The sequence below is a fragment of the Marinovum sp. J2-8 genome, from assembly GCF_055808435.1.
In genome coordinates, this window is record NZ_JBVVRZ010000001.1 from 105,501 (window position 1) to 131,677 (window position 26,177).

Here is a 26,177-nt window from a genome sequence, read left to right on the forward strand (position 1 = left end):
TGTCCATGACGATTTCCTCCTCCCTGAATGCGGGCGTTGCGGGGTTAACCGCAAATGCCACCCGATTGGCAGGTATTTCCGACAATATCGCGAATTCTTCGACCTATGGATATAAACGGGTTGAAACGGATTTTCATTCCCTGGTCCTTAACCAATCTTCGCGCACCTATACCGCCGGGGGCGTCCGCACCAGCACACAAAGGATGATTGATCAGGGCGGGTCGTTGGTCACCACCTCCAATCCAACCGATCTTGCGGTGCGTGGGCGTGGCATGTTGCCGGTTGCCGCCGGGGGGGACGTGCGGTCCAACGGCGTTGATGCGGAAATGCTGCTGACCACAACCGGGTCTTTCCGCATTGACGAAGATGGCTACCTCAGCACCCCATCCGGGCTGGTGTTGATGGGCTGGCCTGCCGGCATTGATGGGACGATCCCGGCGTTTTCCCGCGATACGGCCGATGGGTTGGAACCAATTCAGTTTTCGCAGAACCTGACCGGAGATCCGACAACCACAGTTGATATGAGCCTCAATCTGCCGGCCACGGCAACCGATGCCGGGTCATCTGGCGATCCATATTCGCTTTCGGTCGAATATTTTGACAATCTCGGCACATCGCAGACGATTTCAATGTCGTTCACACCAACGGTTCCGGCCACCGGGTCATCAAATGAATGGACGATGGTGATGACCGATTCCGCCCAGGATGATGCTGTGGTTGGGGAATACACTGTCGCCTTTGACAACAGCCGCGCCACTGGCGGCACGATTGCATCGGTCACCACGGTGTCCGGCGGCGCCTATGATCCCGCCACCGGATCGGTTGAGGTAACCGTCGCCGGCGGGCCGATCAATTTCAACATTGGTACGGTTGGGGACACGCGCGGATTGTCGCAATTGTCCGACAGTTTTGCACCAATTTCGATCACCAAAGACGGCTCTTCGGTTGGCAATATGACCTCGGTCGAAGTGGATGAAAACGGCTTTGTTTACGCGATTTATGACAGTGGCGAAACTCAGCGGCTATACCAGGTGCCGCTTGCCGATATGCCGAATCCTAACGGGTTGCAGGCGCTTGATCAGCAGACCTATCGTGCCTCGCCAGAAAGCGGGTCTTACTTCCTGTGGGATTCAGGTGAGGGTCCAACCGGCGACATCAAATCCTTCTCGCGCGAGGAATCGACCACCGACGTGGCGACAGAGCTGACCTCGATGATCAAGACCCAGCGGGCCTATTCATCCAATGCCAAGGTTATTCAAACCGTGGATGAGATGCTTCAGGAAACCACCAACATCAAACGTTAACGGCCGTCGCGCCGATTTGAGGTGATCCATGTCCTTCACCGGTTCAATATCCAATGCACTTTCGGGGTTGCGCGCCTCTTCCCTGGCGGCCGAATTGGTGTCTTCCAATTTGGCCAACGCCACGAACGAGAATTACGCAACGCGCAATATCGAAGTTTCCTCCCGCGTGAATGGCACGTCCGGCGGGGTCAGAATTGACGGAATTACACGTTCCGTCGATCCGACCCTGCTGGACGAATGGCGCCGCGCCAGCGCCAGCACATCAGAGCTCGATACCACCACCAGCTATCTGTCACGGGTGGAAGAATTGTTCGGCGCGCCGGATGATGCGGGATCACTGGCGGATTTGATGACACGGTTTGAATCCGCGCTGGTGTCCGCGGCGAGCAGGCCGGATCTGACGAACAGGTTGCAGGATGTCTATTCCCAGGCAAATGATCTTGTGACTGCTTTTTCCCAGGCGTCTTCGGGCGTGCAGAGCTTGCGCACCGAAATTGACCAGGGGATTGGCCGTATGGTTGCGGACTTGAACAGTCATCTAAGTAATATTGTCGAGCTGAACACCCGGATTTCCCGCGCAGAGTTGACCGGTGACAATACGCAGGCGCTTTATGATATTCGACAAGAAGCCATTGATAAGGTTTCTGAAATCGTACCATTGCGTGTCCTGCCCCGTGATCGGGGGGCGGTTGCCTTGGTCACAACGTCCGGCGCTGTTTTGTTGGACGGAAACGCAGCCGAAATTGAGTTTACTGCCGCCACTATGGTGACTGAATTCAAGTCGTTGGAAAATGGTGCGCTATCTGGCCTGACCATTGATGGCATCGACATTCCGGTGGGATCCGAAAACAGCAGGGTCAAAGGCGGTCGCATGGCGGCCTTGTTTGAACTGCGGGATGATACTTTGGTCACTTATCAGGCCGAAGTTGATGCGCTGGCGCGAAATCTGGTCGAGCGGTTCCAGAGTTCGGGATTGGACCCGACGATCGGGGTGAATGATCCGGGTTTGTTTACCGATAATGGCCAGGCGTTTGACACCACAGAAGAGGTTGGCCTTGCCCGTCGTCTATCGTTGAATGATCAGGTGAACACGGATGCGGGTGGTGCGTTGTGGCGGTTGCGCGATGGTCTTTATGCCACGATACCCGGGCCGCCGGGACAGGGTGATCTCATTTTGTCGATGATCGACCGATTGAACGAGGATTTGACCGTCGCATCTGGTGATCAGGCCGGGCTGGCTGCTACCGCCTCTGAATTGACGACAACCCTGTTCTCCAAGATTGGCGCAGATCTTTCCAGAACCGAAGACCGCCTGAGCTTTGCAGCCGCCCGCAGCAGCGAGCTGACCGAACAGAAATTGCGATCCGGTGTCGATACCGACACGGAACTTCAGAAACTTCTGCAAATCGAAAAAGCCTATGCCGCCAATGCACAGGTTTTGAAAACTGTCGATGAGATGTACGATCTTCTCTTGGGGATTACCTGATGAACCTGACAACACTTGGCGACCTGTCCCATAGTTTCGCGCTGCGCAAGCGTCAATTCGACCTGAAAACAGAATCTCAGAAGCTGCAAATGGAGCTTACCACCGGATTGGCCGCGGACACCCGCAGCCACCTTCAGGGTGATTACGCGCATCTGAACGACATCGAGCGCAGCTTGAAAATGTTGGACAGCTATCGCTTTGCCATCACAGAGAGTGACACGACAACCCTGGCGATGCAGAGTTCGCTCGGTGTTATCCAGGACGTGACGGTAGAGCTTTCCTCAGCTTTGTTTCTGGCGGCGCAACCGGGGGGACAACAGGGGTTGAAAACCGCATCGGCCCAGGCGGAACAGTCCTTTGCCACGATCGTCGGCCAATTGAATACCAATGCAGCAAACAGATCTTTGTTTGCAGGCGCGTCTTTTGATACCAGCGCATTGGCGCCGGCCTCGGAACTGATGTCGGGGTTGCGCGCGGCGGTCGCTGGTGAAACCACTTTGACTGGTGTTCAATCTGCGCTCGACGCTTGGTTTGACACCCCCGGTGGTGATTTCGAAACCTTGGGATATGTTGGATCCACGGTGGATGGCACGCCATTGCAACTGTCAGAAGATGTTCGGGTTGGCCTGTCGATCCGTGCGGATGATCCGATTTTTCGAGAAATCGCTGAAATCCGTGGCAATGGCGGCGCTCGCAGGGGATCAAACCCTTGGATTCAGCCAGGATTTGCAGGTGGTCATGGTCAATCAGGCGGGCAATGCACTGTTGGAATTGCAACCGGAATTGACCGACACCATTGCTGGTCTGGGGCTTGTTCAGTCACAGATTGAACAGAGCCGGACCAGAAATGAATCTGCCGCCCTCGCGCTGGAGGTGTCGCGCAACGCCTTGCTTTCGGTCGATCCGTTTGAATCCGCGACCCGATTGGAACAGGTCCAAACCCAGATCGAGACTTTGTATGCGGTGACCGTGCGGGCATCGCGATTGACCATGCTGGATTTCATGAGGTGACTTTGTGCGTTTAAAACTTCTCTTCGCGGCCTTTTTTCTGATCCTGCCATCGGTTCTCACGGCAAGCCCGATCCGGATCAAGGATCTGGTGGAATTTGATGGCGTGCGGGGCAATGACCTTGTTGGTTACGGCTTGGTTGTCGGGCTGGATGGATCTGGCGACGGGCTGCGCAACGCGCCATTTACCGAAGAAATCATGACCAACATCCTCGAACGGTTGGGTGTGAACGTCACGGGTGAACAGTTTCGGCCGAAAAACGTGGCCGCCGTGTTTGTCACCGCCACCTTGCCGCCCTTTGCCCGGTCCGGCAGTATGATTGATGTCACTGTTTCGGCGATTGGTGATGCCAAAAGTCTTTTGGGTGGCACGTTGATCATGACGCCGCTGAATGCCGCCGATGGCGAGATCTATGCCGTTGCACAAGGCACGGTGATTTCCGGAGGCGCCAAGGCCGAAGGCGATGCCGCGCAGGTCACATTTGGTGTGCCGACGGCGGGCGTCATTCCCGCGGGTGCACGGATCGAACGGGAGGTCGATTTCGATCTTTCTTCGCTGGATGTGATGCGCTTGGCGTTGCGCGAACCGGATTTCACCACCGCAGCCCGTATCGAAACCGCCATCAATCGGAATTTTGGGCGGCAGGTTGCATTGATGTTGGATTCCGGCACGGTGCGGCTCGACATCGGGGCGACGCGGATGCCGTCGACCGCCCACGCATTGGGACGTATCGAAAACCTGCTGGTCGAGCCGGAGCGAAAGGCCCGCGTCGTGGTTGATCAGAGATCCGGCACCATTGTCATGGGCGAAGATGTGCGAATTTCGCGGGTGGCTGTCAGCCAGGGCAATTTGACCTTACGGATCGAAGAGGCCCCGGTCGCGGTGCAACCCAATCCTTTTTCCGAGGGTGAAACGGTTGTTGTGCCCCGTACCCGTGCCGAGATTGAGGAAGAGCCGGGCATCAATCTTGCGGAGGTGCCGGATGGCACATCCCTGTCTGAGGTGGTCGCAGGCCTGAATGCCCTGGGGGTGTCCCCGCGTGACATGATCGACATCCTCAAGGCGATCAAAGCCGCCGGCGCGCTTCATGCAGAGTTTGTGGTGCGTTAGCGCATCGCAAGAAGCATTGAGAACATCAGTCATCATCTGGCTGGTGTGTATAATTTCAGTGGCTTAGGTGGCCGATCCGGTGGCGCGCATGCCGTTTGCCGTTGCTTTGGGTGTCTCGGGCGCCAATAATTTTCTTTCGGCTTTGCGACACTCGGTGCGACCACCGACGATCTGCATAGAATTCCGGTATGACGACATGCTTCATTGGTATTTTCCAATTGAGGGCAGCGGTGAGCATATTTGGGGCGATTGACGGCGTTGTGCCCAATCCATGTTCCAAAACACAGAAAGCTGCGTGAACCGATGAATCTTGCCGCCGTCACCAACGAAGTTGCCCCACTTACATCGCCGGGAAGTTTGGATAGTATTTTCCGCACCGCCGTAGAGCATGGCATTACCACTTTTGAGGCACGCACCGTCGAAGGGCGACATCCGATCCGGCAGAGTTTTCACGCGTCGCGGATCTGTTGGGTGAGATCGTTGCCACGGCGGAGGCCCGCGGTTTTGATGTCCAACTTGAAAATCTGCCCGGCACATGGGCCGATACCAGCGCGGGTTGCGGCGGTTTCAATCACCTGGCGTATGGTGTGAAGTTCGCTGTTCACGCCGCCTATATCCTTGTTGTTAAGCAGGACAATGCTGAAATACGTTTCGAGGTAAGCGATCTGTTGGCTGAGCGTCGGTTGCGCGATATGCAGGATTGACGACGCCCGTGACATTGCTTTTGTGCGGTTCTAAAGAAAAGGGATCTGTCCGAATTTCCGGTGACACAACGTGCTTTTCTTTACAATATGGCCGCTTTTTGCGCTGATTGGTCTGGGGTTCTGGCTGGCACGGTCCGGGTTTCCGCATCCTGATTTCTGGGTCGGTGCCGAGAGACTGACCTATTTCATTTTCTTTCCCGCGCTGCTGTTTACCAGTCTGTCGCGTGCGCCATTAAGTGACCCGGCGCTGGCCCGCATGGGTGCTGCGGCCGTGGCCACGATCCTGGTTGCCGCTGGGGGGCTGTGGCTGGCGCGCCGGATGCGGCCAACCCCAGCCGCCCGCTTTGGGCCGGCATTTCAGGGGGTTGTCCGCTTCAATACCTATCTTGGATTTGCTGTCATCGGCAGCCTTGGCGGTGCCGAGGCGGTTGGCCGCGCGGCGGTCTACCTTGCGATTGCGGTGCCGCTGGTCAACCTGTTGTCGATCCTGGCCTTGACCGAGGCCGGTCCGGCCCGTCGGCCTGTGGCCTTGCTGAAGACAATTTTCGGCAACCCGCTGATCCTGGCCTGTATCGGCGGATTTGCCGTGGCGCTGACGGGGTTTGGCCTGCCCTATGGCACGGGCAGCTTTCTGAATCTTCTGGCACGGGCCAGCCTGCCGCTTGGGCTTCTGTGTGTGGGGGCGGCCCTGCAACCCGCGGCGCTGCGGCGCGATCTTTTGGTTTTGGCGGGCAATACGGTGCTGCGCTTGTTTGGCATGCCGATGCTGGCCTGGCTGGTTGCCTTGGCTTTTGGTCTCGACGTCGGCACGGCGCTGGTCTTGGTGGTGTTTTCGGCGGTGTCGACGGCGCCAACGTCCTATGTCCTTACGCGGCAATTGGGCGGTGACGGCGCGTTGATGGCGGGGCTTGTGACCTGTCAGACATTGTTGGCAGCGATCACAATACCTCTGGTCCTGATGATTTTTGCCCCCGGCTAATACGGGTGGCCCCGTATGGAAAAATGGCCGGATCCTGGGAACCCGGCCGTCGTCTGCAATGCGTGTCGCTTATTTGTTGCCGGTCAAAACCACCTCGTCACCGACCCGTTTGCCGGTGCGCAATCCACCCGGCACTTGCAAGGTCGGCAGAAGCTCGATCAAGCCGATATTGACATATTGCGGCGTATCAACGGCGTATTCCACGGCGTCGGCAATGTCGGACACCTGCGGCATCTCGAAGCCTTCGAAATACTTGCGTTTTGCTTCTTCGGGGCTGATGTTTTCAAGATGCGCGAAAATGTCGGTTTCTACGCATCCGGGGTGTGCACCCGTCGGCCAAGTGCATCGACCCGCAGCTGTCGCGATCCCACATGTATGGTCGGCCTGAGATGGATGTCGCCCTTGACCGGATCTGTGTGGGCGGTGGTCTTTAACAGATCTTGTTTTTGGTCGCGCTGGGTGAGGTGTTGAAGACCCCCCCGCAGGTGTTTGTGTTCTGCGAAGAGATTTACGACCGTATTTGGTGCGCCGACTACACCGTTACCGCGATTGCGTCTGCGGTGCCGGAACCATTTTCGATGACTGGTTTGTTGATCGGCGCGTTCAACAAACTGCAATCGTAATCATTCTCTTGTTCCGCTTCGATCAGTCAAGCGGCGGCAGTCGAGGGGTTGCCCGGCAAGATCACACCCGAAAGCAGGACAATCGAAACCGATCTGGATTTCGTGATCTATCTGTTGGAAAGCGTCGGCGTGGCCTCGATCCATGGTGCAGCTTACGGCATGGAACCGCATATTTCGATTTCCACGGCCACCTCGATGGAGGTTCTGGAGGATGGTTGCGACCGGATCGAAGCGGCGTGCAAAGACCTGCCAGAAAGCAACGGCTGGCGGCGGGTTAACCTGCAAACGTGCCGTTGATTTCGAGTGTTGATGCACGCTCTCCCGGTTTCGATGTTCCGAACGGCATCAACCACCAGAATGCGGTGACACAGGTTGGCGATGGTATCAAGATCATGGATGATAACGATGATTGCCATGCTGCCGGACATTTCGCTGGGATCAGCCCCAGCGTGGAAAGATGACCTGAGAAACCCAGTTTTGCGCTAGATCAGCCGCCAGTGTAACTGGCATCCGGTTGGAATTTCTACTCCAGATAGCCGCGCACCAGACTGCTGGTGACCAAGGCCCAGCCATCCGCGACCACAAAAAACGCCAGTTTGAACGGCAGGGACACAATGGCCGGCGGCACCATCATCATGCCCATCGACATCAGGATCGCCGCAACCACCAGATCGATAATGAGGAAGGGTAGGAAAATCAGGAACCCGACCTGAAATGCCCGGGAAATTTCGGATAACAGAAAAGAGGGGATCAGCACGCTCAACGGCGCCTCGGGCGACACCTCTGCCTCGACATCGGGGCGCAAGGCGGCCATGGCATCAAACGTATCAGAATCAAGCCGGGCAGCCATGAAGGCGCGAAAAGGATTGAGTGCCCGTTTGAAACCATCTTCCAACGGCAGGGATTCTTCAAAAACCGGCTGAATTCCCTGTTCCCACGCGGCGGTAAACACCGGATCCATGACGTAATAGGTCAGGAACATGGCCAGCGTCACAATCAACATGTTCGGCGGCGCCTGTTGCAGGCCCAGAGCCTGGCGCAAAATGGATAACACCGTGACAATAAACGGAAAACACGTGACCATGATGGCGATGCCCGGCGCAAGGCTGAGCACCGTGATCAATAGGATCAACTGAATCGACCGCACGGTGATTGACCCGCCATCGCCAAGATCCAGCGACAATTCCTGAGCCTGGATTTCTGTTCCGGTGAGCGCAAGAAAGACGATCAAAACAACCGGGACAACGCGCGTAAGACAGGCCGACATCAGCCTTCTTCCAGGTTGTCTCGCAGGTCTGCGACCTCGGTCAGGCGAACGGCCAATTGCCCGGGCATATCTTCCCCGGCCTCCATCAATTCGCCGCGCGCAATCAGGCGTGTCCCAACATAAAGTTCGACAGGGTCATCGACCCGTTTGTCGAGCGTCAGCACAGATTCCGGCCCAAGACGCAGAAGGTCACGGACGGTGGGCCGGGCTTTGCCGACGGAAATCGTAATTTCGATCGGGACCGAGGTGAACGGACTTTTGGTGGTATCAAACGGCGTGTTGTCGCCCATGGCTGTCTTCCTTCTGAAGATCGAGGGTGAATGCGTCCAGCGCGGCGGAAATTTCCGAAATCACGTCATCCAGATTGATTTCGATTTCGCGGTCAGCGAGAGAAAGCTGCGCCTGACCCTCGGCCATTTTCACATCGCCACGGATCAGGACCGGAAAGCTGTCTTCGCGTTCGATCAGGGATTCAACCGTTTCGACCAAACCGGGATGGACCAGGATATGGGCATCGCAGGCAAGATTTTCGCTGGCGGCATTTTGAAGCTCTTCGACAATCCGGGGTCCAATAGAGCGGCGCATGACTTCTGGTAAGAGTTTGTCAATAATTTCAATCAGAAGGGGCCGCATTTCGCGCAGCAGATGGCTATAGGCCTCATTGTAGGTAAAGGAGAGATCCAAGAGATTCTGAGCCAAATCAGAGGTCAATCTGATCTTGTCCTTTGCGTGGGCCTGAACCGCGTCATCCCAACCCGCTTGATACCCCTCTTCAAACGCAGCAAGGCGACGCGTTTCTATCTCTTCATCATCTTGCAGTACGGGCGTTGTCGCGGCGGCGCGGGTGCCGCCAAAATCCTCTAACAAATGACCGATTGTCATTGGGCCTTCTCCTCGGTGTCATCCAGCCATCCGCGCAGAATTTCGACCGTTTCTTCCTGTCGTTCGCCGATCAGATTGCGCAGCCGTTCCACCGGGTCAGTTGGGGTATCCAGTGGAAAGGCATCCGTGTTCGCCATCCCGGTTGGTGCAAGTGGCATGAAGCCGCCCCGGCCATCGTCGATTTCGCCATCCAGCGGTTCAAATTCCGCGGCGGTGTCGTCAAAGCTCAATTCCGCGGGGCTGGATTCGGGGTCATTCGCGCGGGGCGGCAGCGCGAGAACGTCCGGCGCGGGTGGGTTGTTAAAGATCGGACGAACGACAAACAGCCCCAGGATCAAGGCCACCAGACCCAAAACCGCCATTTGAATCAAAGTGCCCAGATCAAGTGGCAATTGCGCCAACAGCCCCGGCACCGCTTCGGTCCCGGCCTCGGAAATTGGTTCAAAGGCCATGGATCGGATGGTGATGACATCGCCACGGGCGGCATCGAATCCGACGGCCGATGACACCAGGTCCCGCAGCCCCTCGATCTCTTCTTCGGGCAGCGCGGTGAACACCTCTGCGCCATTGGCATCAAGGGCTGTTGTGCCATTAACCAAAACCGCAACGGTCAGGCGGCGAATGGCCCCCGGACCACGCACCAATTCCCGTTCGGTTTCGGAAATTTCATAGTTAATACGTTCGCGGGTTTCATTGCCCTGAGAGTTCGATTCGCCCCCCGTGCCATCCCCGTCAGGCAGATTCGACGCCACGGTGACATCGCCGCCGCCGCTGCCAGCCTCTTGGGAATTGTTCGACCGTTCTTCTGTATCGGTGCTGATGGCGACCCGGCTTTCGGGGTCAATGCGGCGCTCCCGGATCAATTCGCTTTCGGTGACTGTATCAACGCTGACCTCGACAACGGCATTGCCAAATCCGACCCGAGCCTCGACTAGTCGCATGACGGCCTCGCGCAATGTGGCAGAACGTTCATCGCCGACAGTTGCAGGCGCGTCTTCCTCGCTTGCGGCGATCAAGCCAGCGGCACTGTCAATCACGGCCACATTTTCCGGCGACAAACCGGGCACGGCAGAAGATACTAGATATTTCAATGCCTTGGCCTGTTGTGGCGACATGCCAGACCCGGACGCGGTCACAAAGACCGACGCAGAGCCATCTGAATCCCGGCGAAACGGATTGGACGACGCGTTTGCAATATGCACGCGCGCCGCGGCAATCGCGGGGCTGGCTAGGATAGTTCTGGCCAATTCGCCCTCTTTCGCGCGCCAGTAAGCAGCATCGAACATCTGTGAGGTCGTGCCAAATCCGGTCAGCGAATTGAGCAGTTCATAGCCCTTGGTATTGTTCGCCGGCAGGCCCTCGCTGGCCAGGGTAAGGCGCAATTCATCCCGTTTGTTCGACGCGACGAAAATCGATCCGCCGCGAATATCATACTCCATTCCGCGCTGTTCCAGGGCGCGCACAACCTCGCCCGCGGCACCGTTTTCAAGACCGGCATATAACAACGCCATACTTGGGGTTGCGGCCATGCGGCTCATGAAGAAGACGGCGATAAACATGCCGAGACCGGCGGCAACCGCACCGATTTTTTTCTGCAAACTCAAGGCTGCCCATGTTTTGGCAATTTGATCCACGGTGTCCTCCGTCGGGTCGGCGTTCTGCGCGACTTGTCCTAACGGTTTCGCCGATCAGCCTTAACAATCGGTTAGTTCCTCTGCGGTTATAGATTGGTCAGCGAGTAAATAGGTGGCGCATGGCACTATCCGACGAAGTTGAGGAAAAACCGGCTAAGAAGAAGTCGAAACTGCCCCTGATCATCGGCCTTGTCCTGGCAATTGCCGGCGGGGTGGCGGTTTTTATGCGGTGTATTCCGGATTGATCCTGGGTTCTGGCGAAAGCCACGCCAGTGACGCGGGCCAAAATAACAAAGACGAAGGCGCTTCCGGCACACATATGGCGATGCCGGATGTGGCGTTTGTTCCATTGGATCCGATGGTTATTTCTTTGCCGACGTCCGGCGGGGCACGCCACTTGCGGTTTACTGCGCAGCTGGAGGTCCCTTCGAGCGTGAAGGCAGACGTGGAAACGCTGCGCCCGAGGGTCGTGGATGTATTCAACAGCTATCTTCGCGCTGTGGAGGTCGCTGATCTGGAAGAGCCAACGGCGCTTTTGAAATACCGGTCACATCTGTTGCGCCGGGCCCAGTTGGTGCTGGGGGATGAAGCGGGTGAACAACCTGCTTGTCATGGAATTTGTGGTGAATTGACGGGGCAACATGATGGAAATGATTGCGGATGTGCTGCTTGTCGCCGGGGCGCTTGGGGCGGGCATGTATTGTTATGTTCTTGCGCGGCGATTGAGCCGGTTCAACGATCTTGAAAACGGTGTTGGTGGGGCCGTGGCCGTTCTGTCCGCTCAGGTGGATGACCTGACCAAAACACTGCAGTCCGCGCAAGCGGCGGCAAATGGGTCAAGTAAGTCGCTGGAGGATCTGACAGGCAGAGCTGAATCTGTGTCCCGAAAGCTGGAACTATTGGTTGCCTCAATGCACGACATTCCAGATCAGGAAGAAAATGCCCCCCTGAACGAAAAGGAACCGTCGGTTGAGGCCGCCCCGGTATTTGCCCGGCATTCTCGGGAACCCGGAAGGGCAGGGTGATGAACAGAAATCTGAAACCCGGCGCAAAACCAAAGACCAAGGACGGATCCGCGACCAAGACCACACGGCCGCGCCGACCGGGGCGGGGAACGTTAACCGTGATTGCCGCTTTATTGTTGGGCTCTGCGATTTCTGCGCATCGGTCTGCAAGCAACAGAGGCGATCGCGCGCGAGGCAAGCCCGGAAGAAATGGTCGCTGAGGTTACAGACAACCTGCCCGAACCCCTGCAATGCGAGACAGACCCTGATCTGCTGCCACTGCTCAACGCGATGGAAGACCGGGAATCACGTATTCTGGAACGTGAGGAACGGATCATCATGCGGATGCGGGCGCTTAGGGTCGCAGACGATCAAATTAGTGCCAAATTGAAAGAACTGAAGGCGGCAGAAACCGCCCTGCGGGCCACTATTTCTCTGGCGGACGAGGCTGCCGAATCTGACCTGGCGCGGCTGACCGCGGTCTATGAAAACATGAAACCCAAGGATGCGGCGGCCCTGTTTGAAACCATGGCGCCCGAGTTTGCGGCCGGGTTTCTTGGCCGTATGCGGTCGGAATCGGCGGCTGGCATCATGACCGGTCTGACACCGGAAACCGCTTACACGATTAGTGTGGTTCTTGCAGGACGCAATGCCGAAGTTCCAAAGCAATAATCGAACGAAATCTTCAGAAATTTATGCGACTTCGATGCAAGGTTTGCAAAAGGTATCAAGATGATTGGCTTTGTCGGAATTTCTATTGTCTTTGTCATGGTCTTCGGTGGCTATCTTCTCGCCGGGGGGAAACTGGCAATAATTATGAAGTCCCTGCCGTTCGAAATGATAATGATCGGGGGCGCCGCATTGGGGGCCTTCCTTATCAGTAACGATGCCGGGGGCGCGAAACACACAATAAAAGATATTGGAAAAGTGTTTAAAGGCCCGAAGTGGAAACAAGAGGATTACCGGGACCTTCTGTGTTTGCTTTTTGAACTGATACGGATTGCGAAACAAAATCCGGTGCAGTTGGAAGAGCATATTGAAACGCCCCAAGAGAGTTCCATATTTGCACGATATCCCAAAATACAAGGCGACAAAGAATCTGTTGAACTGATTTGTGATACCTTGCGCGCCGCGACCATGAATTACGATGACCCACATCAGGTTGAAGAAGTGCTGGAAAAACGCATGGAGGCGGCCCTGCACCATAAAATGCATTCCAGCCATGCGCTGCAAACTGTGGCCGATGGCCTTCCTGCCTTGGGTATTGTTGCAGCGGTTTTGGGTGTTATCAAAACGATGGGATCGATTGACCAACCTCCCGAAGTATTGGGGAAAATGATTGGTGGTGCTCTTGTCGGGACGTTCCTCGGTGTGTTCCTGGCCTATGGGTTGGTTGGCCCCTTTGCTGCGCGGGTCAAATCCGTTGTCGAAGATGACTCTCACTTTCACCAACTAATACGTGAAGTATTGGTGGCGAATCTACATTCCCATCCAACCAATATTTGCATCGAAGTGGGGCGCCAGAATACACCCTCGCATTTCCGGCCAGATTTTAATGATTTGGAAGAGGCACTCAAATCCCTGAAACAGGATGCCGCATGAAACGCCTAATCGCCATACTTTCATTTCTCGTTTCATCTTTCCCAGCGAGTGCCGATACCGTGGTATTGCGATCAGGAGAACACGATAATTTCACGCGCATTGTCGCCTTTCTACCTGATGAGACCGATTGGCAAGTGGTGCAAAATGACCGACAGGTTGAGGTTATTATTACTGGTAAAACAGATCATAAATTCGACAGTGGGACCGTTTTCGACCGCATTCCGCGTACCCGTATCTCGGATGTGAAGACAGTCGAGGACAATCAGCTTACTATTGAATTGGCTTGCCATTGTCGGGCTAAATCGTTTTTTCAAGCACCCAATATGCTGGTCTTTGATGTGTCGGAGACTGATCAAGCATTGCCCTCTCGGGAGGAGAGTGCATCTTCTCCGGATTCAAGACAGACCGATATGATAAATCAAGAGGGCGCGCCGATCGACCTACGCGATGCTTTAAAGCTCCCTACACAAGAACGACAGGTTTATTCCACCTCCAGCGTGTCGCAATTCGCGCAGGCCCTAGCGAACCGCACCACCAGGCAAGTTCTTGAAATTGGCGCTCCAAATTCAACCGTGCCGACGGAAAACGTTGTTGTTGGCACCGAGTTTCGCAATATCGCCGTACCAAATATTGCCCTGCCGGAAGCCCCCGGTTCCCGAGCTGCCAGTGGGCTGAGGGACCTGACCAAAGCAAATTGCACAGCGTTAAGCCGTGCACCGATTGATGAGTTCCTGGAAGTCGATGATTTCTATAAACTCAAAAATCAATTTCTCGCAGCGCTCTACACGGACGGGCTGCAATTGGACCGCAAGGTAGCAACGAAGCTGGCGCAATTGTACCTTTCACAGGGACTTGGTGCCGAGGCGGCACAACTTCTTGACCTGGCTGGTTTCAATGGTGAAGGGCACGAATTTTTACGAAATTTGGCTGAGGTGATTGAAGTATCTGACGAGATTCCGCGCATTGAGTTCGAGAAATTTGAACATTGTAGCTCGGACAACGTACTTTGGTCAAACCTGGCGGCCGCCAAAAAACCGATGACCGACGAAGAAGGGCTCGCCGTTGTGCGAATTGCAGAGGGCATGCCACGCCCGCTCCTTCGTACCATTTCGCCGAGGTTGATAACAAATCTGTTTTCGGCGGGCCAACCGGAAGCTGCCAATCTAATTTCCAAAATTGTTGATCGTTCCGGGATGTCCAGCCCCGCATCAATGGCAGAGGTCCTGCTCTCGGAAACCGAGACTGAGCAAGACAAGTTATTGGAATCCATATCGCAATCCAATGGGGAAGAAGCCGCTGAGGCAGCTGCCTTGCTCGTCGCCCGACACGTCGAGTCCGGTGAAGTCGTCCCCGCCCCTCTTGCCGATTTGGTGGCCAGTCACGCGGTGGAAAATCGCCACAGGGAGAATTCCGGCATGTTGCGCAAGGCTGAAGCATACTCTTTGATCTCACGCGGCGACTTTGATTTGGCTCTCGACAAGATCAAAACCGAAACCTTCGCGCCAGAAGATACATTTGACGTAAGGTCGAAGTTCTTTAAATCTTTAACCGCATCGGATGACACGGTTACGTTTTTACGCATTGTACATTCCGAGCTCCCCTTGATTTTGGACGTCGCACCAGAGGTCCGTCGCGCGGTCGCGGCGCGGCTATATCAAAATCAATTTCCCCAAACCGCCGCGCGGCTCATCGAGACTGCCGAACCTTTGAGCGGCGAGCTATTGGCCCAAGCACTGTCTGCACGCACATCAGGTGAGATTGGTATTTCGGATGATCGGCTTTTTGACGCTGAGTCATCCGATCAAAGAGGTATAGATGAGGCTCGTTATCATGCGTTGCTCGCTGCTGGCGAGCTAGTAGAAGCCAAGAAAACGGCGTCCACGTTGGGTCGCATGGACCCAGTGGACACCATGATAGCCGCAATCGACCCGTTGCTTGCCCCAGATGCTTTTAATCCCGCCACATCAGGTCTTATCACATTGAAAGATGCCAATGAACTGGCCGATGCAACTGCGTCGTTAGCCGATTCCGTGACATCAGTTTTAAACGACCCGGGCTTGGGGGTGTTGCCGTAATTTCGTCCAGTTGGGTCGGAGTTTTTGGGGTAATTAGATCAAAGTTTGGCGGAAGAAATCATGATGAAAAAAGTCAATCTAATTTCGACAATGGTCCTCAATCACACGGTTCTGCTTGCTTTGGGGCTGCTGGGAATCATTGCGATGATGATTTTTCCCGTGCCGGCGGTCATATTGGATCTTGGTTTATCGCTATCCTTTGCGCTCGCAATTCTGGTATTTGTCATTGTGCTTTTTATTGAGGAGCCGCTGGAATTTTCTTCGTTTCCAACCATTCTCCTGGCGGGGTTAATGCTGCGTCTTGCTTTGAACGTATCCTCCACAAAACTAATAATTGGCCAAGGGCACACTGGCACGCAGGCTGCGGGAAATGTCATTGATGGGTTCGCTGGTTTCATAATGGGCGGTAATTTTGTAATTGGGTTAGTTACATTTTGTGTCATCCTTATTGTCAATTTTATGGTAATTACAAAGGGTGCTGCCAGAATGGCAGAGGTTGGAGCGCGATTTGCGCTCGACGGAATGCCCGGGAAGCAATTGGCCATTGATAGCGACGTATCGGCCGGTGCGATAGATCATGAAACCGCCAAAAAACGCCGTGAGCACGACCAAAGTGAAACAACGTTTCTTGGCTCCCTAGATGGCGTTTCCAAGTTTGTAAAGGGCGACGCCATTGCAGGCCTCCTAATTACCATTCTGAATTTGGTGGTTGGGACATCAAATGGCGTCATAGCACATGGAATGGAGTTTGGTGTCGCTCTCGAAACCTATGCCATTCTGACCGTTGGGGATGGTCTGGTCACGCAAATTCCGGCGGTCATTGTTTCAATAGCTTCCGCGTTATTACTGGCCAAAGGCGGCAACTCTGGAACCGCGGATGTTGCGCTAATCAGACAATTGGGTAACCATCCGTCAGCGCTCATGGCGGTTGCTGCATTGCAATTCTCTTTTGCAATTCTACCGGGCTTGCCGTTTGCCCCTTTCGCCTTGGGTGCGATCGTTTTTGCGGGGATGGGTGTTCATCAATACAAGAAATCATCTCGGCTAGCTCAAGAACCAATTGACTCAGATATGCCGCTAGAGCCGCGAGTAAAACCTATTGGTGACCTCCTTTCGCTAGACGACATCCATTTGGAGTTTGCAAGCGATTTGGTTGATATGGTTTTAGATCCCGCATCGGGACTAGATGCACGGATATCCAATATGCGAACCCATATTGCGACGTCATTTGGTTTGATATTGCCTGAGATTCGTCTGACGGACAATGTATCTGTCGATCCCGGCACTTACATCATTCATATACAAGGCGTCGAACAGGCGCACGCGCAAGTGCATCCTGATTTGGTTTTGGCTCTCATCCCCCAAGGGTCAGAGAATCTGCCGGAAGGTAAGGATGTAGATGAACCAGTTTATGGGGCTCCGGCAAGATGGATAAAAGCGGATCAGCAGGAGGATTTGGCACTACAAGGTTTGACCATTGTCACGCCTAACGAGGTTCTGGCGACGCATCTATTGGAGGTAATCAAAGCAAATTTCAGTCGGTTGTTTACGTATAAGGCGCTTACTCGACTCCTGGACGAAATGGTGAATTTGACAGAGCCTGAACGAGCAGAAGCGAACCGGAAATTGTTGAACGAGATGATTCCGGACCAAGTCCCAATGGATTTGTTGCACCAAGTCTTGAAACATTTGTTGGACGAACAGGTTTCAATACGTAACCTTCCGGTCATTTTGGAGGCGATCGGTGAAGCGCGCAAGTTCACGAATCAACCCGAAGGCATCTGTGAACATGTTCGGCAGCGGCTTGGATTTCAGATAGTTTCCGGATTGAAGCGACCTGATGGAACTATTCCGTTAATTCAGCTCGCTCCGGAATGGGAAGAGATATTTGCAACATATCAGGTTGATACGGATCAAAACGCTGTTGATGTGGCGTTACCACCCGAAGTTTTTGCCAGGTTGGCTGGATCTATGGCAGATCAGATCGAGCAAAGCAGTGAAAATGGATTTTCCGCCTCTATCGTCACGTCATCGCGTCGCCGCCGATTTCTGCGACGAATTACTCGAGCCAAGGGATTTCAAACACCAATCCTGTCGTTTGAAGAGTTGGGATTGGAAGCTCGTCCGATGTTGGTTGGAACCGTGGCTGCATGACACTTGCTGATATTTACAGCGAGTTGAGCGGTTCGAGTGCTCTTGCGACGCTCATTTTTTTTCGTATCGGTGCTGCCATGTCCGTAATGCCAGGAATAGGGACGCAAAGCGTTCCAGCAAGAATTAAACTGTCGCTTTCAATTTCGATCAGTCTGTTTATTTCATCGCTGTTTCTTGACTCTGCGCATTTGGTGCCATCCTTGACCGTCGTGGTTCTGGTGAGTGAGTCTGTTATTGGGTTGGCGGTTGGTCTGGCTTTTAGATTTATGGTCTTTGCATTACAGATAGCCGGAACAATTGCGGCGCAATCGACATCCCTTAGTCAGATTTTGGGAAATTCGGGAGTCGAGCCGATGCCGGCCATGGGTCACATTTTGGTGGTTGGTGGTCTTGCTCTGTTGTTCTTGTCCGGGTTTCATTTAGAATTTCTGTCTACAATAGTTCGATTGTATGAAATCTGGCCTATTGGTGCAAAGCCCGAACCGGGCGAATTTGCGATGTGGATGACCCAACAGGCGAGCGATGTTTTTGTATTGTCATTTCGGATGGCTGTGCCCTTCGTGATCCTGTCCATGCTTTATAATGTGACACTTGGAGTTATAAACAAGGCGATGCCGCAGTTAATGGTATCATTTGTGGGTGCCCCAATTATCACCTTGGGTGGGATGATTTTTCTGGCTCTTAGTGCGCCTTATATGCTGAGTTTGTGGAAAACCGCGGTTGAAAGCTTTGTTGCCAACCCAATAGGAGGCGTGTGATGGCCTCAGAAACGGAAAGTGGTGACAAACCTCATGAACCTACGCCCAAAAAACTAGAGGATGCTCGAAAAAAGGGTGAGTTGGTTAAATCTGCCGAGGTCAACACCGCTGCGATGTATTTCGGGTTTCTTATTGCGGCTACAATATTCGGCGGTTCGATGCTCAATGGTCTTGGAACGACTATGACACCGCTGCTGTCACATTCTGAAGATCTTGCAAATGGGATATTCCGTGGGGATGGACGCGAGTTTGGCGGATATTTAATTGGCGCCGTTGCGATGGCGGTGGCGCCCTGGGTTCTTTTGCCCTTCTTGACGGTACTGACATCGGTGCTTGGTCAGCGCAGTATGGTTTTTGCACCAGATAAGCTGAAATTTAAAACTTCACGAATTTCGCCAGTTGCCAATTTCAAAAACAAATTTGGTTGGAATGGGCTGTTTGAGTTTTTCAAGAGTGCTGTGAAACTGGTGATCTATGCCGTGATCTTGGCGATGTTCCTCAATGGAAAACAAGAAGTCATTCTTGGCGCGATGCAGCTGGAGGCCTCTGAAGCCATATTGATTTGGCTGAACCTGTCTATTTCTTTGTTGGCAATTGTTCTGGGTATTGCAACCTCGATTGGTGTTATTGACTATCTTTGGCAATTTCGAACGCATGTGGCCAAAAACCGCATGTCTGACAAGGAGATCAGGGACGAAGTCAAAGAGGCTGAGGGCGATCCGCATCTTAAAGCATCCCGCCGAAATAAGGCGCAGGAAATTGCGTTTAACCAGATGTTGAAACAGGTTCCGGAGGCGGATGTGGTGATCGTCAACCCAAGCCATTTTGCTGTGGCGCTGAAATGGAGCCGCGCGGCGGGGGAGGCCCCGGTTTGCATCGCCAAGGGCGTCGATGAGATTGCGTTGAAGATCAAGGAGATAGCGCGGGAAGAGGGTGTGGCGATATATAGTGACCCGCCTACCGCGCGTGCGCTCTATGCCGATGTGAAACTGGATCAGCAGATTTGGTCGCAACATTTCGAGGCCGTCGCCGTTGCCATTCGCTACGCCGAAGCACTACGCCGAAAGAGCCGCGCATGGACATAAATCAACTGTCGGAATTGAACCAGGTCGCCCGCGCCCAATTTGATCGGGATGCATTGAATTTGCGCGAGGCAATGGCCAAGGAGGCCGCGCTTCGCGCCGAGTTAGAGGCGCTTGTATCGTCAGAAGACAAGCGGGTTGTGGCTCAGCAGGGGGGGCTGGAGGTTGCTTTTGCCCAAACCGGCGAGGCGCTGTGGCAACATTGGGCGGACATGCGTCGCCGCGAGTTGCTGGCCAGACTGGCGCATCAACTCGCGGAAAAGGATGTTCTGAGGGCGCGTGCGCGACGGTCATTCGGGCGCCATACGGCACTGACATCGCTGGAAAATGAGTCCCGCGCGGAACGTCTGGATCAGGCCGGAAAACGTGACTTGCAGGATCTTCTCGATCTGGAGATTTGCCGGGAATGGGGAACCGGGTCAATGGCCCCGAAACGGTAATGGGGCCCGACCCTAGGTATCCTGGCGTGCGATGTCGGTTATCAAGACGTCTTGGACCAGATCGCCGAAATGGCTTTGCGCGGTTTCGCGCAGCGCACGTCGCAAGACATCAAGGTTTCTGGAGCTGGTAAAAGTGCCGGTAAATCCACCCAGGTTGGCGTGATCAAAAAACACCTGAAGGAATGCGTCGCGGAGCTTTGGTTCGCGCAGGTAGACCTTATCCGAGCGTCCGGTTGGTATTTCAACGCTGAGGGCAATGACCATCATCGAAGCCACGCGCGCCTCTGTGACCACTGGGACGACGAATTGGTTGTTTAATTTGATGTATTCGACGTCGGTCGGGGCGGTTTCGGTGGTGTGGTCACTTGCCATTTTAGTCGGCATCTCGCCACATGGATTGTCCAGGACCACAGCCTCGGCCGTTGGTTTAAGCAGGATGCCGGCGCCAACACCGGCACCAATGCCAAGAAGCGCAAGCAGGATTGGAAGAATTTTCCCCATTTTGGCCCCCTAGAATGGCAGAACGACATCAAGCACTTGCTGCCCGATCCGTGGTTGCTGCACATCGGTAATTTGGCCGCGCCCACCATAGGAAATTCGGGCAGATGCGATTTTGTCGTAAGTGATTTCATTTTGGCGAGAGATATCTTCGGGCCGCACATATCCGGTCACAATCAATTCACGCAGCTCGAAATTGACCCGCACCTCCTGTAGCCCCTGAATGGACAGGGTGCTGTTGGGCAAGACGTCAACGACGGTCGCAGCCACACGCAGCTCGAGCTTTTCGTTCCGCCGGACCGACCCATCGCCACCGGAGTTCGACGAAGAATTCAGGTTCACGGCATTAGAAAGCGAAGCCCCCTCTGGCAGGTCCGGGTCGATCCGTTGTGGCAGGCCAAAGAGTTGCGGCACCGCCATGGTTTCAGCGCCAGAGCGTGATCGCGCGGTGGAATTGGAAATTTCTGCGCTTTCGTCTATTTCGATGACAACCGTCAGGATATCGCCCCGTTTGGCCGCACGCCGGTCACCAAACAGCGATTCCTGACCGCCCTCCCAGAGGGAGGATTCCGGGCGACGCACGCCATGTTCGCTTTCCACCGGTAGGCCGGGGCTGAGCATCGCAAAATGCTCTGCGGTGTCGTTCGTTTCACTGAACGTCGGCGCGCGACCCACATGATCGAGCCGGGCACAGCCCGCAGTTGTGAGCAGCAGTGCCACGAGGGAGACGGGTAGGGATTTGATAGGGGATTTCACTGGCTGACCTTTATCGTTCCGTCCAGTTGGACATTTCCAAACAGGGTGGTGCGTGACGCGAGGTTCATGACCCGGACACGGTCACCCACGCCGCCGCGCCCAAGCGAGCGGCCATCCACATTGATGGACAGGCCGTTGGCGATATATTGCAAGACGACAATCTGATTGCGTTCGACCAATGCTGGCGGGCCGATGTCGCTGGGGCGGATCGGTCGGCCTGGCATATAGCGTCACCCGGGTTTCCTGACCAATCACCTGGTCGGGATCGGACAGTGCCCCGGGCGTGTCGACGGGGCGAAGCACGAGATCGGCACCGGTCACAATGGTATTGGCGCGCAGCGTTTGTGACGGGACAAGCGTGTCGCCCGCAGCCTGGCTGGTCAATAATACGAGCATGACGGCGGCAAATTCCCCTCTCATCAGCGTAACTGGGTTGTTGCGCCGAGCATTTGATCAGCGGCAGAAATGACTTTGGCGTTGAGTTCATAGCCCCGCTGCGCCTCGATCAATTCGGTGATTTCGCGCACGGCATCGACCGAACTGTCTTCCAGATAGCCTTGGCGCAGAATGCCCAATCCGTCTTGGCCCGGGGCGGACACAATGGCGGGGCCGGATGCCTCGGTTTCGAGAAACATGTTCGATCCCATCGCCTCCAATCCCTTGGCGTTGGTGAATCCGGCAAGGGTGAATTGACCCAGAAGCTGGGCTTCGGTTGTGTCGTTGAAATAGGCATAGACGTCGCCGTCGGCATTGATCGACAGGCTGCGGGCGTCCGCCGGGATGACAATTTCCGGCGCAACCGGAAAACCGTCTGAGGTTACGATCAATCCTTCTGCATTGCGTTTGAGGCCGCCATCGCGGGTATAGGCCGCCTGACCGGAGGGGAGCGTGATTTCCAGATAACCTTTGCCGTCGATGGCCACATCAAGATCACTGGATGTCGCGGACAGCGCCCCCTGTTGGAGATGCATTGAAACCGCGGCGGGGCGCACGCCAAGACCAAGCTGAATACCGGTGGGCAAAACTGTGCCGTCTGCGGCGCTGACCGTGCCGGCCCGGGCATATTGCTGGTAATGCAGGTCGGCAAATTCGGCGCGACGGGCGTTGTACCCGGTTGTCGACATATTCGCCAAATTGTTGGAGATCGTTTCGACCCGCATCTGCTGTGCGGTCATGCCAGTCGCGGCAATTTTCAGGGCGCGCATAATGTGGTTCCTTTATTTCAGCAGGGTTTGCACCGCGGTGCGAACACGTTCGTTTTCGGCATCGAGAAAGCTGGCGCCCATTTCATAGGCCCGCTGAACCTCGATCATGCGGGCGACCTGGCGGATGGGATCGACATTGGAATTTTCCAACGTCCCTTGCAGCACCTTGGGATTTTCGGCCGGGTCAAATCCGCTGTCAGCACGGAACAGCACGCCGTCTTCACGCACCAAATTCTGGCTGTCGACCGGGATAACAATGCCAAGCTGCGCCAATGGCACACCGTTGGAGGACAAAGTCCCGTCAACCGCTACGCCGATCTCGGTGGAATTGGGCGGGATGAAAATGGCGGCACCCCCGGCATCCAGAACGGGATACCCATCAAAATTGACCAGATCGCCCTGGCCGTTGACCGAAAAATTGCCCGCTCTGGTCAAACGTTCACCGGCAGGAGCCTGAACCAGAAAATACCCCTCGCCTTCGATGGCGAAGTCAAATGGCCCGCCGGTGGATGTCAGTGTTCCCTGAATTTCCGACGAATGGCTGATATTGGCCGTGGCCATTGAAATCGACGGGCCATTGTCGACCCGCGCCACATGTTCCGAAAACACAATATCTTCGCTGCGAAATCCGGTGGTGGCAGAATTGGCGATGTTATTCGCCACAATTTGCATTTCCCGCATCAATCCGCTTTGGCGGGTCAATGTGGTATAAGACGCATTTTCCATTTCAGGCTCCGGCAATCAAGGGAATGATCCAATTGTGAAAAAAGGCGACAAGCCGTTCGGTCATGAAGCTCATCGACGCCCAGAAGACGACGATGATAGCGCCCAGTTTTGGCACGAAGGTCAGCGTCATTTCCTGGATAGAGGTCAGGGCCTGAAACAGCCCGATCGTGACCCCGGCCAGAAGCGCGGCAAGCAGGATCGGCGTTGACATGATCACCGAAACCCAAAGCCCATGGCGCAATGTGTCGAAAAACAGGGCCTCGTCCATGCGGTTAGACCGGCATCCGAAGAATTTCCTGATAGGCTTCGACGACCTTGTCGCGCACGGTCACCACGGTTTCCACGGCCAATTCTGACTGGGCCAGCGCCTGAACCAATGCATGGGGATCGGCATCGCCAACCATTGCCGATTTTGCTGTGTCTTCAGCCACTTGCAGAGTTTCTGCAAAGTCCCGGGCCTGATCAAGCATCGCGGCGCCCATGGATTGCTTGGACTTATCCGGTGTTGTGACGGGACGAGAGGCCGCATATTTCTGTGCGGCAAAAATTGAACGGACATCCATTCTGGGTCTCCTTCAAGGGGTTTTGAGAAAGTTTATCTCCGCAGGAGATCAAGCAGGCTGGTGGACATTTGCCGCGCCTGATCAAACATTTTGAGGTTCGCCTCGTAACTGCGCTGGGCTTCGCGTGCATCGGCGATTTCGATCACCAGATTTACATTCGATCCTTCATAATGGCCGGTTTCACCGGCCAAAGGATGTGAAGGATCGTAAATTTGGGCCAGATCATTCTGATCCAACCTGACGCGACCTGTGGTCACCTGCCCCTTGGCATCGCCGTTCTGGCGATCCACTTGGAATGGGACGGTTTTACGCCGGTATCCCGGCGTATCGGCATTGGCGATATTTTCCGACAAATGCCGCAGTCGCGTTGCCTGGGCCTTCAGGCCACTGGCGGACACGGATAAAGAGTTTGAAAGGTCACTCATGAAATAACTCCTGATTATTTGCGGCCAAGGCTGCCGCGCAAAATATTGAGTGAGGAGCGGTAGATCGCCAGCGCACGGTCATGTTGACGGCGAATATCGACGCCACGCATCATTTCGGTTTCCAGCGACACGGTATTGCCATTGGGGTCACCAACCGCACCTTCGTCTGGAATGGCCTCGGGCATTGCCCCATCCATGGTGCCATGCAGATGGTCCGACCGAGAGGCGCGCAATCCGAATTGTGCCGAATTCTGGCGGATCATTTCCGGGAATTTCATAAGGTCGCGGGACTTGTAGCCCGGCGTATCGGTGTGGGCCATATTCTCGGCGGCCACGGCCTGACGCGCCGTGGCATGGCGTGCCATCGCCTGCGACAATTGCAGGACTTTCAGATTATCGTACATCGGGGCTTCTCCCTCGATTGGCTTCAACCAAGGCTTAACCCTGATTCCTTTAGAAATTGTTGTCAGCAGATAAAGGAAGCGCCCGATGCAACAGCCCCGGCTGGAAGGTTTGACAAAAAGGATCGCCAGAGTGACGCCCATTCGGCCGTTTGGCCGGGTCGTCAGTGTGGATGGGACCTATCTTATGGTGGCCGGTCTGGGAAAGCGGGTGCGCATGGGCGATCAGCTTCGGCTGGTGCGGTCGCGCGGGGAACCGTTGCGCGGCGAGGTTTTGAAAATCACGCCGGACGGGGTGATGATGCTGCCCGATGACGCATTGGAAGGTGTGGCGCTGGGCGATCGTGTGTTCTTGATGCCGGAAGCACAGATTTCGCCGCATGCTGGATGGGTTGGCCGTGTTGTCGACCCCTATGGTGTGCCGTTGGATGGCCGCCCCTTGCAGGGTGGTACGGAATTGCGACCGATCCATGCCCGTCCGCCGGAACCGGCGGTGCGCGGGCGGATGGGCGGTCGGCTCAATACCGGAATGGTGTTGTTCAACACGCTCCTGCCCTTGGTGCGGGGGCAAAGGATCGGGTTGTTTGCCGGATCTGGTGTCGGCAAGACCAGCCTTCTGGGCCATTTCGCCCGCAAGGTTGAGGCAGATGTTGTGGTGGTGTCACTGGTGGGTGAACGTGGCCGTGAACTGCGCGAGTTTATTGATGATGTCATGGGCCCCGAAGGTATGGCCCGCAGTGTGGTTGTCGCCGCAACCTCGGATCGCTCGCCGCTGGTGCGTCGTCGGTGCCCGGCTGCGGCCATGGCGATCGCAGAATATTTCCGCGATCAAGGGCTTCAGGTTCTGTACCTTGCGGATTCGATTACCCGTCTGGCCGAGGCGCATCGCGAGGTCGCCGTTGCCGGTGGCGAGGTGCCGGCCTTGCGTGGATATCCGCCGTCGATGTCGCATATGATTATGTCGCTGTGTGAACGCGCCGGTCCCGGCAAAGAGGGCAGCGGCGACATTACCGCGATTTTCACCGTGCTTGTGGCCGGATCAGATATGAATGAACCTGTGGCCGACGTTCTTCGCGGGGTGCTGGACGGTCATGTGGTACTTGAACGGGCAATTGCCGAACGCGGCCGCTATCCTGCAGTAAATGTGTTGCGCTCTGTGTCCCGCAGCCTGCCTGCCTGTGCGACGGACCATCAGAATGGCCGGATTGCTTTCGCCCGCAAATTGCTCAGCGCCTACAGTGGGTCTGAAACCATGATCAAAGCCGGGCTATATGCCCCTGGCAGCGATCTTGCGCTTGATCAGGCCGTACATGTGTTTGAAAAACTGGATGGTCTTGTCGCCCAGAAGGAACCGGGAACAATCGAACAAAGTTTCGAGCGGCTGGAACTGACCCTGAGAGAAGCAGAATCCTATCGCCCCAATCAAAAACAACTTGGACGAATGCCAACGACCCGGCTGGCGCAACGTCCAGGCTAGGACCTATCCAAAA

32 protein-coding genes and 2 pseudogenes are annotated in these 26,177 nt (G+C 55.2%); 19 read left to right on the top strand and 15 right to left on the bottom strand.

The annotated features are described in order from the left end of the window. Positions 1-5 precede the first annotated feature (5 nt). The 6 genes from AC0L4F_RS00515 to AC0L4F_RS00540 all read left to right on the top strand — a co-directional run bounded on the left by AC0L4F_RS00515 (position 6) and on the right by AC0L4F_RS00540 (position 5,162). The gene (locus AC0L4F_RS00515; RefSeq protein WP_244684039.1) at positions 6-1,304 is read left to right on the top strand and encodes a flagellar hook protein FlgE; all 1,299 of its coding nucleotides are present in this window, start codon (positions 6-8) and stop codon (positions 1,302-1,304) included. A 28-nt stretch (positions 1,305-1,332) separates the two neighbouring features. Next, the gene (flgK, locus tag AC0L4F_RS00520; protein WP_244684041.1) at positions 1,333-2,790 is read left to right on the top strand and encodes a flagellar hook-associated protein FlgK; all 1,458 of its coding nucleotides are present in this window, start codon (positions 1,333-1,335) and stop codon (positions 2,788-2,790) included. After that, positions 2,790-3,620: a flagellin gene (locus tag AC0L4F_RS00525; RefSeq protein WP_244684043.1), complete on the top strand. Its 831-nt coding sequence runs from the start codon at positions 2,790-2,792 to the stop codon at positions 3,618-3,620. The genes flgK and AC0L4F_RS00525 overlap by 1 nt, the downstream gene beginning before the upstream one ends. Continuing rightward, a complete protein-coding gene (locus AC0L4F_RS00530) occupies positions 3,529-3,801 on the top strand; it encodes a flagellin (protein WP_473445816.1) in 273 nt (90 codons plus the stop codon). Before AC0L4F_RS00525 ends, AC0L4F_RS00530 begins: the two co-directional genes overlap by 92 nt. Before the next feature lie 4 nt (positions 3,802-3,805). Further along, positions 3,806-4,909 (top strand): flagellar basal body P-ring protein FlgI, encoded by a 1,104-nt coding sequence (locus tag AC0L4F_RS00535; protein ID WP_244684045.1) that lies wholly within the window; start codon positions 3,806-3,808, stop codon positions 4,907-4,909. Between the two features lie 67 nt (positions 4,910-4,976). Further along, positions 4,977-5,162, top strand: coding sequence for a hypothetical protein (locus AC0L4F_RS00540; RefSeq protein WP_244684047.1), 186 nt, complete (start codon positions 4,977-4,979; stop codon positions 5,160-5,162). Positions 5,163-5,358: 196 nt separating this feature from the next. On the opposite strand, the gene AC0L4F_RS00545 is transcribed toward AC0L4F_RS00540, so the two are convergent. Beyond that, a complete protein-coding gene (locus tag AC0L4F_RS00545; protein ID WP_348524042.1) occupies positions 5,359-5,628 on the bottom strand; it encodes a hypothetical protein in 270 nt (89 codons plus the stop codon). Positions 5,629-5,683: 55 nt separating this feature from the next. On the opposite strand from AC0L4F_RS00545, the gene AC0L4F_RS00550 reads away from it, so the two are divergent. Continuing rightward, on the top strand, positions 5,684-6,592 hold the full coding sequence (locus AC0L4F_RS00550; RefSeq protein ID WP_244684052.1) for an AEC family transporter: 909 nt from the start codon (positions 5,684-5,686) through the stop codon (positions 6,590-6,592). 69 nt (positions 6,593-6,661) lie between these two features. Here the strand turns inward: AC0L4F_RS00550 and AC0L4F_RS00555 are convergent, their stop codons facing one another. Then, entirely contained in the window at positions 6,662-6,826 is a 165-nt protein-coding gene (locus AC0L4F_RS00555) for a hypothetical protein (RefSeq protein WP_244684054.1), read from the bottom strand. Positions 6,827-7,059: 233 nt separating this feature from the next. Between AC0L4F_RS00555 and AC0L4F_RS00560 the strand changes: the two genes are divergently transcribed. Beyond that, positions 7,060-7,215 (top strand): hypothetical protein, encoded by a 156-nt coding sequence (locus AC0L4F_RS00560; protein ID WP_244684056.1) that lies wholly within the window; start codon positions 7,060-7,062, stop codon positions 7,213-7,215. A gap of 48 nt (positions 7,216-7,263) precedes the next feature. After that, positions 7,264-7,512: a hypothetical protein gene (locus AC0L4F_RS00565; protein WP_244684058.1), complete on the top strand. Its 249-nt coding sequence runs from the start codon at positions 7,264-7,266 to the stop codon at positions 7,510-7,512. Between the two features lie 226 nt (positions 7,513-7,738). Here AC0L4F_RS00565 and fliP read toward each other — a convergent pair whose 3' ends face one another. From fliP to fliF, 4 genes are read right to left on the bottom strand one after another with little or no spacing between them, the layout of a single operon-like run. After that, positions 7,739-8,482 (bottom strand): flagellar type III secretion system pore protein FliP, encoded by a 744-nt coding sequence (gene fliP / locus AC0L4F_RS00570; protein ID WP_244684060.1) that lies wholly within the window; start codon positions 8,480-8,482, stop codon positions 7,739-7,741. After that, positions 8,482-8,772, bottom strand: coding sequence for a FliM/FliN family flagellar motor switch protein (locus AC0L4F_RS00575; RefSeq protein ID WP_244684063.1), 291 nt, complete (start codon positions 8,770-8,772; stop codon positions 8,482-8,484). The genes fliP and AC0L4F_RS00575 overlap by 1 nt, the downstream gene beginning before the upstream one ends. Further along, positions 8,750-9,364 carry a FliH/SctL family protein gene (locus AC0L4F_RS00580; protein WP_244684065.1) on the bottom strand — a complete coding sequence of 205 codons (615 nt, stop codon included), beginning with the start codon at positions 9,362-9,364 and terminating at the stop codon, positions 8,750-8,752. The genes AC0L4F_RS00575 and AC0L4F_RS00580 overlap by 23 nt, the downstream gene beginning before the upstream one ends. Further along, entirely contained in the window at positions 9,361-10,998 is a 1,638-nt protein-coding gene (fliF, locus tag AC0L4F_RS00585; protein ID WP_348524043.1) for a flagellar basal-body MS-ring/collar protein FliF, read from the bottom strand. Before fliF ends, AC0L4F_RS00580 begins: the two co-directional genes overlap by 4 nt. Before the next feature lie 119 nt (positions 10,999-11,117). Between fliF and AC0L4F_RS00590 the strand changes: the two are divergent. From AC0L4F_RS00590 to AC0L4F_RS00630, 9 genes and pseudogenes are all read left to right on the top strand, one after another. Further along, positions 11,118-11,630 (top strand): annotated as a pseudogene (locus AC0L4F_RS00590) (flagellar basal body-associated FliL family protein). Between the two features lie 12 nt (positions 11,631-11,642). After that, positions 11,643-12,023 carry a hypothetical protein gene (locus tag AC0L4F_RS00595; protein WP_244686277.1) on the top strand — a complete coding sequence of 127 codons (381 nt, stop codon included), beginning with the start codon at positions 11,643-11,645 and terminating at the stop codon, positions 12,021-12,023. 102 nt (positions 12,024-12,125) lie between these two features. Then, positions 12,126-12,674 (top strand): MotE family protein, encoded by a 549-nt coding sequence (locus tag AC0L4F_RS00600; RefSeq protein WP_244684070.1) that lies wholly within the window; start codon positions 12,126-12,128, stop codon positions 12,672-12,674. Between the two features lie 60 nt (positions 12,675-12,734). Next, complete coding sequence (motA, locus tag AC0L4F_RS00605) at positions 12,735-13,604, top strand: flagellar motor stator protein MotA (protein WP_244684072.1); 870 nt, start codon at positions 12,735-12,737, stop codon at positions 13,602-13,604. Continuing rightward, a complete protein-coding gene (locus AC0L4F_RS00610; protein WP_244684074.1) occupies positions 13,601-15,679 on the top strand; it encodes a hypothetical protein in 2,079 nt (692 codons plus the stop codon). The genes motA and AC0L4F_RS00610 overlap by 4 nt, the downstream gene beginning before the upstream one ends. A gap of 63 nt (positions 15,680-15,742) precedes the next feature. Beyond that, the gene (locus tag AC0L4F_RS00615; protein ID WP_244686279.1) at positions 15,743-17,833 is read left to right on the top strand and encodes a flagellar biosynthesis protein FlhA; all 2,091 of its coding nucleotides are present in this window, start codon (positions 15,743-15,745) and stop codon (positions 17,831-17,833) included. Then, positions 17,830-18,591, top strand: coding sequence for a flagellar biosynthetic protein FliR (locus AC0L4F_RS00620; protein WP_244684077.1), 762 nt, complete (start codon positions 17,830-17,832; stop codon positions 18,589-18,591). Before AC0L4F_RS00615 ends, AC0L4F_RS00620 begins: the two co-directional genes overlap by 4 nt. Continuing rightward, complete coding sequence (locus AC0L4F_RS00625; RefSeq protein ID WP_244684079.1) at positions 18,591-19,676, top strand: EscU/YscU/HrcU family type III secretion system export apparatus switch protein; 1,086 nt, start codon at positions 18,591-18,593, stop codon at positions 19,674-19,676. Before AC0L4F_RS00620 ends, AC0L4F_RS00625 begins: the two co-directional genes overlap by 1 nt. Then, positions 19,667-20,113, top strand: coding sequence for a hypothetical protein (locus AC0L4F_RS00630; protein ID WP_244684081.1), 447 nt, complete (start codon positions 19,667-19,669; stop codon positions 20,111-20,113). Before AC0L4F_RS00625 ends, AC0L4F_RS00630 begins: the two co-directional genes overlap by 10 nt. Before the next feature lie 12 nt (positions 20,114-20,125). Here the strand turns inward: AC0L4F_RS00630 and AC0L4F_RS00635 are convergent, their stop codons facing one another. The 9 genes and pseudogenes from AC0L4F_RS00635 to AC0L4F_RS00675 all read right to left on the bottom strand — a co-directional run bounded on the left by AC0L4F_RS00635 (position 20,126) and on the right by AC0L4F_RS00675 (position 24,690). Continuing rightward, positions 20,126-20,614: a flagellar basal body-associated FliL family protein gene (locus AC0L4F_RS00635; RefSeq protein WP_244684083.1), complete on the bottom strand. Its 489-nt coding sequence runs from the start codon at positions 20,612-20,614 to the stop codon at positions 20,126-20,128. Positions 20,615-20,623: 9 nt separating this feature from the next. Beyond that, complete coding sequence (gene flgH / locus AC0L4F_RS00640) at positions 20,624-21,331, bottom strand: flagellar basal body L-ring protein FlgH (RefSeq protein ID WP_473445823.1); 708 nt, start codon at positions 21,329-21,331, stop codon at positions 20,624-20,626. Between the two features lie 32 nt (positions 21,332-21,363). Further along, positions 21,364-21,787, bottom strand: a pseudogene (gene flgA / locus AC0L4F_RS00645) (flagellar basal body P-ring formation chaperone FlgA). Continuing rightward, entirely contained in the window at positions 21,787-22,572 is a 786-nt protein-coding gene (flgG, locus tag AC0L4F_RS00650) for a flagellar basal-body rod protein FlgG (RefSeq protein WP_244684085.1), read from the bottom strand. Before flgG ends, flgA begins: the two are co-directional and overlap by 1 nt. A 12-nt stretch (positions 22,573-22,584) precedes the next feature. Further along, positions 22,585-23,298 (bottom strand): flagellar hook-basal body complex protein, encoded by a 714-nt coding sequence (locus AC0L4F_RS00655; protein WP_244684087.1) that lies wholly within the window; start codon positions 23,296-23,298, stop codon positions 22,585-22,587. 1 nt (position 23,299) lies between these two features. After that, positions 23,300-23,566, bottom strand: a complete 267-nt coding sequence (locus AC0L4F_RS00660; RefSeq protein WP_244684089.1) for a flagellar biosynthetic protein FliQ — start codon at positions 23,564-23,566, stop codon at positions 23,300-23,302. Positions 23,567-23,570: 4 nt separating this feature from the next. Then, positions 23,571-23,861, bottom strand: coding sequence for a flagellar hook-basal body complex protein FliE (fliE, locus tag AC0L4F_RS00665; RefSeq protein WP_244684092.1), 291 nt, complete (start codon positions 23,859-23,861; stop codon positions 23,571-23,573). Positions 23,862-23,893: 32 nt separating this feature from the next. Next, entirely contained in the window at positions 23,894-24,286 is a 393-nt protein-coding gene (gene flgC, locus AC0L4F_RS00670; protein ID WP_244684094.1) for a flagellar basal body rod protein FlgC, read from the bottom strand. A gap of 14 nt (positions 24,287-24,300) precedes the next feature. Further along, positions 24,301-24,690, bottom strand: coding sequence for a FlgB family protein (locus AC0L4F_RS00675; RefSeq protein WP_244684096.1), 390 nt, complete (start codon positions 24,688-24,690; stop codon positions 24,301-24,303). Between the two features lie 130 nt (positions 24,691-24,820). On the opposite strand from AC0L4F_RS00675, the gene AC0L4F_RS00680 reads away from it, so the two are divergent. After that, entirely contained in the window at positions 24,821-26,164 is a 1,344-nt protein-coding gene (locus tag AC0L4F_RS00680) for a FliI/YscN family ATPase (protein WP_473445826.1), read from the top strand. The last annotated feature ends 13 nt before the right edge of the window (positions 26,165-26,177 follow it).

What these genes read in the sequence shown, in the direction of transcription:
- AC0L4F_RS00615 (WP_244686279.1), top strand. Translation starts at nt 15,743, where the DNA reads ATGAAAAAAGTCAATCTAATTTCGACAATGGTCCTCAATCACACGGTT.
- AC0L4F_RS00655 (WP_244684087.1), bottom strand. Translation starts at nt 23,298, where the DNA reads ATGGAAAATGCGTCTTATACCACATTGACCCGCCAAAGCGGATTGATG.
- AC0L4F_RS00530 (WP_473445816.1), top strand. Translation starts at nt 3,529, where the DNA reads ATGGTCAATCAGGCGGGCAATGCACTGTTGGAATTGCAACCGGAATTG.
- fliE (WP_244684092.1), bottom strand. Translation starts at nt 23,861, where the DNA reads ATGGATGTCCGTTCAATTTTTGCCGCACAGAAATATGCGGCCTCTCGT.
- AC0L4F_RS00660 (WP_244684089.1), bottom strand. Translation starts at nt 23,566, where the DNA reads ATGGACGAGGCCCTGTTTTTCGACACATTGCGCCATGGGCTTTGGGTT.
- AC0L4F_RS00625 (WP_244684079.1), top strand. Translation starts at nt 18,591, where the DNA reads ATGGCCTCAGAAACGGAAAGTGGTGACAAACCTCATGAACCTACGCCC.
- AC0L4F_RS00635 (WP_244684083.1), bottom strand. Translation starts at nt 20,614, where the DNA reads ATGGGGAAAATTCTTCCAATCCTGCTTGCGCTTCTTGGCATTGGTGCC.
- AC0L4F_RS00555 (WP_244684054.1), bottom strand. Translation starts at nt 6,826, where the DNA reads ATGCCGCAGGTGTCCGACATTGCCGACGCCGTGGAATACGCCGTTGAT.
- AC0L4F_RS00610 (WP_244684074.1), top strand. Translation starts at nt 13,601, where the DNA reads ATGAAACGCCTAATCGCCATACTTTCATTTCTCGTTTCATCTTTCCCA.
- AC0L4F_RS00580 (WP_244684065.1), bottom strand. Translation starts at nt 9,364, where the DNA reads ATGACAATCGGTCATTTGTTAGAGGATTTTGGCGGCACCCGCGCCGCC.
- AC0L4F_RS00545 (WP_348524042.1), bottom strand. Translation starts at nt 5,628, where the DNA reads ATGTCACGGGCGTCGTCAATCCTGCATATCGCGCAACCGACGCTCAGC.
- flgC (WP_244684094.1), bottom strand. Translation starts at nt 24,286, where the DNA reads ATGAGTGACCTTTCAAACTCTTTATCCGTGTCCGCCAGTGGCCTGAAG.
- flgG (WP_244684085.1), bottom strand. Translation starts at nt 22,572, where the DNA reads ATGCGCGCCCTGAAAATTGCCGCGACTGGCATGACCGCACAGCAGATG.
- AC0L4F_RS00675 (WP_244684096.1), bottom strand. Translation starts at nt 24,690, where the DNA reads ATGTACGATAATCTGAAAGTCCTGCAATTGTCGCAGGCGATGGCACGC.
- AC0L4F_RS00595 (WP_244686277.1), top strand. Translation starts at nt 11,643, where the DNA reads ATGGAAATGATTGCGGATGTGCTGCTTGTCGCCGGGGCGCTTGGGGCG.
- AC0L4F_RS00620 (WP_244684077.1), top strand. Translation starts at nt 17,830, where the DNA reads ATGACACTTGCTGATATTTACAGCGAGTTGAGCGGTTCGAGTGCTCTT.
- flgK (WP_244684041.1), top strand. Translation starts at nt 1,333, where the DNA reads ATGTCCTTCACCGGTTCAATATCCAATGCACTTTCGGGGTTGCGCGCC.
- AC0L4F_RS00630 (WP_244684081.1), top strand. Translation starts at nt 19,667, where the DNA reads ATGGACATAAATCAACTGTCGGAATTGAACCAGGTCGCCCGCGCCCAA.
- AC0L4F_RS00575 (WP_244684063.1), bottom strand. Translation starts at nt 8,772, where the DNA reads ATGGGCGACAACACGCCGTTTGATACCACCAAAAGTCCGTTCACCTCG.
- fliP (WP_244684060.1), bottom strand. Translation starts at nt 8,482, where the DNA reads ATGTCGGCCTGTCTTACGCGCGTTGTCCCGGTTGTTTTGATCGTCTTT.
- AC0L4F_RS00515 (WP_244684039.1), top strand. Translation starts at nt 6, where the DNA reads ATGACGATTTCCTCCTCCCTGAATGCGGGCGTTGCGGGGTTAACCGCA.
- AC0L4F_RS00525 (WP_244684043.1), top strand. Translation starts at nt 2,790, where the DNA reads ATGAACCTGACAACACTTGGCGACCTGTCCCATAGTTTCGCGCTGCGC.
- motA (WP_244684072.1), top strand. Translation starts at nt 12,735, where the DNA reads ATGATTGGCTTTGTCGGAATTTCTATTGTCTTTGTCATGGTCTTCGGT.